Raw genomic sequence first — 3470 nt, forward strand, 5'->3', positions numbered from 1 at the left:
CTAAAGGTTGGCATTTTTAAAATAAAGCCTTATTTACTATCGTAAATTTCGATTCCTTTGGAGACTGTTTTAGTGCCACCAGCCTGAGTAGTAAACTCAAATGTTATTGAAAGTACACCGTCAAATTTATCATTACCATCCGCTTCACGAGAAATACGAACATCTGAATACATTGGTTTATCCGTATTCGTACTTGGAATAATAGCGTTATTTTCGATAATAGATAAGTCGCCATTTGTAGAGGCTATAGATACAGTTGTACCCGCTGGTAGTGGATTACCAAACTCATCTGTGTAGTGAATACGAACTGTAATACCAGATAAGCCAACTTCCAATAGTTGAGGATCAGTTTCATCTGGATCCGTTTCATCATATTCAGGGTTATCTGCAAAAACATTTGATAAATCAACTGCTGATATATCACAACGCTCAGATACATCGGATGGCTCAAGTACTGCTGTAACTGAAACAGAGCAATCTGCTGGTACATAAACAGGATACGGTGCATCAAGAATATCCGTTGTTTTCAACACAGAAAAACGAACATATGGACTATCTCCAGACATAACCAATTCAATTTGTTTACGCACTTCAATTAGCTCTCGAGAACACTCACCTGCATTTTCAGCGGCTTCGCTACATAATAAGCCATTATATTTACCATCAGCAAAGTCATAAATACCGTCATTATCTAGGTCTCGCCATGTTTCATTATGACCACCTCGTGAAATTAACTCAGAACATTCATCCGTAGACGGGTCATAATTTGAAGCATCTGCATCACTACAGTTTGCTTTATCGAAGGCTGCATTTTCATTGTGATCTATAAATGCTTCAGGTAAATCGTAACTAGTATAATACTCACCAATATCAAACAAGCCATTGGTGCGTTTAACATCATCAGTGGTTTGCTCATCTACAAAGTTCTCTTGTCCTTTAGTGACAGCGAGAACACTTACACGTCCTCCCATAACAACGCCATCAGCATTATTTTTAGCGCGTGTAATACCATTTATACAAGGAGCTGCAATACCAAAATATGGGTCACAATTTATAATACCTGTTTTTGGATTAATACCTTCTGTAGTTGTTGCGTCCCCGTCAATATCGCCAATTCGGTTACCCCATTTGTAATCATAAAATGGACGGTCTCCTTGAGAGCGCCAGGTTACAACACAAGTAGCATCGTCAGTTTTACAAGTAACTTCATTGCTAGATGAGCCAATGACACCAGCTTCAGCTAAAATAGTTGCCTCTACACCGTCACCGTTATAATTATTAAATTGGTCACCAAAATATACCGTAATATCATTTAAAACACCGTTATAATTAAGTGAGTTAGTATTGAACGTATTTGGGCTTGCATCAAAACTGTTTTGGTCTGTTACGCCTGAAGCGAGCGTTAATTGAGCCGATACAGAACTTATCTGCTCGCTCAATGGTACTAAAGTAAGTGTTCCGTCTGGACAAATTTCATTGCTTGGTTCTGATGTACACAGTTCTACATCATCAACCCAACACGTTAAATCATCACCTTCAGGTAAATTATTAACATCTTCTTTAGAAATAAAACACGCTTTTACCACTAATGGACCAGGCACTATGCCAGATTCAACCGTTGTCTGAACAAAGCCTTCATTATTTGTATCACTTGTTCTAAGTGACAGTTTAGCTGCCCCCACTGAATCTGTTAACTTGAAATCAATACGTTGCTGCGTAGATGCAAGACCATCCGCATCTATTAGCTTAAATCTAACGATCGATTGAGTCGGGGCGCCGCCTTCACCTGGAGGTAATGCAATAAATGTTTCACTGACATCAACAAACTGTATTGATTGTACCGCTGATGTTTCCACAGGAATAATCGTAGTAGCAGTAAAGTTTTTACCGCCTGTCTCAACCGTGATATTAATATCATCGTCAATACTACAACCTGTAGCTCGGTATGTTGATGTTGCGATACCACTTGATGATTTTACTGATGCATCAATTACTGAGTCGCCGCTAATTACACACGTTGAGCTGAACTCAACATCTGTTGGAGTTAAGTATAAATTACCATCTTCATCTAAAAGTGTTACTTCAATAACTGTACTACCACCTGCTTTTAAAGGAATAACATTTCCTGAAGAATCTTTATTTAGCCCGTTATCAACCTCTAGGGTTAAATCAGCAATACCTACAGCAAAATTAGTTGAATTACTTTCACCTACAGACGTTACAGTAACAGTACCTGCGCCACCAGTATTACCAGGTTGCAATTTTAGTAAAGCAATACCAAAGTTATCAGTAAGGGCTGTCCCAGATGAAGGGAGAACAGAACCTAAATTTGTTGAAATATTAACTAGCGAATTTTTACTACCTTCACCACTTTGCTCATCAATGACTTCAACAAATAATTCACCTAGTTCTGATGAAGAGATAGTATTAGCTACCGTACAACCCGATGCTGCTTGTGTAGGGTCAAGTTTTACGCTAGAACGATTATCGTCCCAGCCTGCGTTACAGCCTGTTAAGAGCTTTACTGATATAGAGAATTGTGCCAGATCAACTGGTGCAGAATCACCTGATGAATAAAATACAGCTGTATTACTCACTTCTGTTGAGTTAGTAGGATTATAAGTTGCAACAACTTGACCTGCGCCTTTAAAACTACCACTAGAGAGAGTTACTTTTGCTTCACCCGCTGAGTTTGTAATTGCAGTTCCTAAGTCTGGCGTTATTTTACCTGTGAAGTTTGTAGTAAAAGTAACAAGCTGCTCGCTAAGTGCAACTCCATCATTTTTTAAAGTCGCTGTAACCGTGCCTAAGTTGTCAGTTGTAACCGGGTTTGTATCCGAATACTTAGCACCATTTTCATCGACAATATTTACTGTTAGAGTTGTTGACCCACTAACACCAGTATCATCACCCTGCCCACCGCTTGATTGAAAAGCAAAAGTACTTGTATAAGATTCACCATCGACTGTATAGGTAGCGGTTACTTCTCCAGCACCGGCTTGAGCACCGGCTGTAAGTTCAACCGTTGCAATACCATCGTTTTGAGTTAATGCACTTGATGGAGACAGTTCACCAATCTCATCTTCTAATGTAAACGTAATGCGCTTACCCGCAACAATTACACCGTCTTGAGTAAGAATTGCGCGTAAATCTAAAGAGGAGGTAGCGGTAACAGAATTTGACTCTGTTGCGTCTGTTTGAGAATACCCCTTTAATGAAACCGAGTATGTAGCAGCCTCTGTAGTGGAATCACCATCACTTATAGAACCGTCTTTTTCAAGTGACCCACCGCCACCACAGGCTGTGAGTAAAAAACTTAGCAATGAAATGCCGAGCAGTCGCATTAAAGGCATGAACCTCTCCCTAGCGTTGTTATTATAATTAAAATTAATTTACACTTAATATTAACCTATAACTTAGTCTAAAATCACAGTTTTTTATTACTTTTTTGTGCAAAATATTTTTAAATA

General features: G+C 38.9%; 1 protein-coding gene. It reads right to left on the reverse strand.

Annotated features, from left to right (window positions below; all coding sequences use genetic code 11):
• Positions 1-29: 29 nt before the first annotated feature.
• Positions 30-3353, reverse strand: a complete 3324-nt coding sequence (locus tag GQR46_RS17755) for a hypothetical protein (RefSeq protein WP_165741797.1) — start codon at positions 3351-3353, stop codon at positions 30-32.
• Between the last annotated feature and the right edge of the window lie 117 nt (positions 3354-3470).

The organism is Pseudoalteromonas sp. Z1A6, from assembly GCF_011378745.1.
GTDB classification, from domain to species: domain Bacteria; phylum Pseudomonadota; class Gammaproteobacteria; order Enterobacterales; family Alteromonadaceae; genus Pseudoalteromonas; species Pseudoalteromonas arctica.

Bases quoted from the DNA above. Each gene is read 5' to 3' on its own strand.
- GQR46_RS17755 (WP_165741797.1), bottom strand. From the start codon at position 3,353: ATGCCTTTAATGCGACTGCTCGGCATTTCATTGCTAAGTTTTTTACTC.